This is a genomic window from Xanthomonas sp. Leaf148, from assembly GCF_001423585.1.
Classification (GTDB): Bacteria; Pseudomonadota; Gammaproteobacteria; order Xanthomonadales; family Xanthomonadaceae; genus Xanthomonas.
Genome location: NZ_LMOP01000007.1, coordinates 1 through 2316, shown reverse-complemented (window position 1 = coordinate 2316; position 2316 = coordinate 1). Strand labels below are relative to the sequence as shown.

Here is a 2316-nt window from a genome sequence, read left to right as displayed (position 1 = left end):
AGGCTTCGATGCCGGACATGGTCTGGACCACCTTGCCGACCACTTCGCCACCTTGCACTGCCACGCTGGCGGCGCCGATGGCGAGCTGGTTGGCCTGACGCGCGCCCTCGGCGTTCTGCTTGACGGTGGAGGTGAGTTCTTCCATCGAGGCCGCGGTTTCTTCCAGGTTGGCGGCTTGCTGCTCGGTGCGCTGCGACAGATCCTGGTTACCGGCGGCGATCTCGCTGGCGGCGCCCTTGATCGAGATCGCCGAGGTCTTGATGCTGCCGACGATCTCGGCCAACTGGGTGGCGGTGGCATTGGCGTCGTCGCGCATCTGCGCGAACACGCCGCGGAACTCGCCACTCATGCGTGCGGTGAGGTCGCCGGCGGCAATCGACTGCAGCAGGCCGGATAGCGATTGCAGGTTGCCATCGGCGGTGGACATCAAGGTGTTGAGGCTCTCCACCATCACGCGGAAGTCGTATTGGAAGCGCTCGGCGTCGCCACGTGCACTGAAGTCGCCATTGGCGGCGGACTGCGCCAGTTGTTTGATCTCGCTGTTCATCGCGCCCAGGTTGGCTTTGACCTGCGCCATTGCATCGGTGAACACGGCCTTTTCGCCGGGCAGCTTGTCCATGTCGTCGCTGAGATCGCCGATGGCATAGCGCCCCATGATGCGGGCCAGATCGCTCTGCACGGCCACGTGCGAGGCCACCAGTAGATTGGTGTCGTTGGCCATGCGGCCGTAGTCGCCCGGGAAGGCGGATGCATCGATGCGGAAGCTGATCTGGCCATCGTCGTGGCGCTTGGCCATGTCCTAGATTGGTGTCGTTGGCCATGCGGCCGTAGTCGCCCGGGAAGGCGGATGCATCGATGCGGAAGCTGATCTGGCCATCGTCGTGGCGCTTGGCCATGTCGGTTTGCGCGGCGATCAGGCTGCGCAACTGCTGCTGCATTTTGCTCATTGCCTTGAGCAGGCGAGCGCTTTCGTCATTTGCCTGGGTATCGACGTCGATATCCAGCTTGCCGCCGGCAATCGATTCGGCGGCGCGAGTGGCGCGGCTAAGTGGCTGGGTCAGGCTGCGGGTGATCAGCAAGCCCAACGCGCCACTGAGCAGCACGACGAGCAGAGAGCCGCCGATCAGCATCTTGCGCGAATCGTCCATCGATTTCAGCGCGATCGTCGAAGCGTCCGCGGCCAGCTTGTCCTGCAGCGCGATGTTTTCGGCAATCTTGTTCTGCCATTGCTGCGTGGCTGGACTCGCCTTGTTGAACAGCAGCGGTATGGCATCGCTATCCTTTCCGGCAATCGACAATTGCATGACCTGCTCATTCAGAGCCTTCGCCGCCATGCGGAGATTGTCGATCTGCGTACGTATTGCCTGGTCCTGCGCCGACGCGGGCAGGGCATACAGGGCGTCGCGGGCCTTGCTGTAATCAACGCGCGCCGACTTGATTGCGGCGACGAACTCGTTATTCCGTTCATTGGCATAAGGAAGCGCCAGGTTGCGCACTTGCGTGCCAATGATGAAGTTGGCATTCATCATGTCGTTGGACAGGCGAATCTTGGTCATGTTCTGGTGCACGATGTCGTCCACCAACGCATGCGCCGAACTCAGGCCGCGATAGCCGATGAAGGCGATGATGCCGGACAGCACGATCAGCACCGCGAATGCGGCCGCCAGGCGAGGGCCGACGTTGTAGCGTTGCAGAAGTGCGTTCATACCGATTCCCAGGAATGTGAGCGAAGGTGCTACGTCGAGAGCGGCCGTGTCAGTTGCCATGACCTTGCTAACGCAGTAGCGGCGCGGAGACGTCGAAGCTGAATACCTCTTTATAGAAAAAGCATAACTACGGTCACGAATGTGAGCTGACAGGACAGGAGGTGTCTTGCCAAGTCGCCGATACCGATCTGGGCAAGCTTCGATGTTGATCATTACCAAGCGGACCCTGCCGGAGCACCTGATGCGACGGAGAAATCGCGATGTCCTGCGGATGACGCGCAGTTGTCTTGTCGATCACTGAGTGTGCTTTACGACGCATCGTCAGGGCGCTGCGTGGCGAGACGTTTTGATCCGACCGCGAAGTGCCGGGCATAAAAAATCCGCGCCCATTGAGGGGCGCGGCTGCATGACGGACTGGGCGGCAACGCTGCCAGCGTTGCCGCCGCTGGCTTAGAACTCCTGCCAGCTGGTGTCGTTGCTGGAGGCGGTGACCACCGCGCGTGGCTTGGAGGCGGGAGTCCGCCCGGCTGCAGCCACCTTCGCCTTGACCCCCGAACTCACCACCGGCCGCGCGGGTGCGGCACGCACGGCCGGGGCCGCATAGGTCGCC

General features: G+C 62.2%; 1 pseudogene. It reads right to left on the bottom strand.

Features of this window, described 5'->3' with window-relative positions:
• Window positions 1-1706, bottom strand: a pseudogene (locus tag ASF90_RS24495) (MCP four helix bundle domain-containing protein); the annotation flags it as partial.
• Window positions 1707-2316 lie beyond the last annotated feature (610 nt).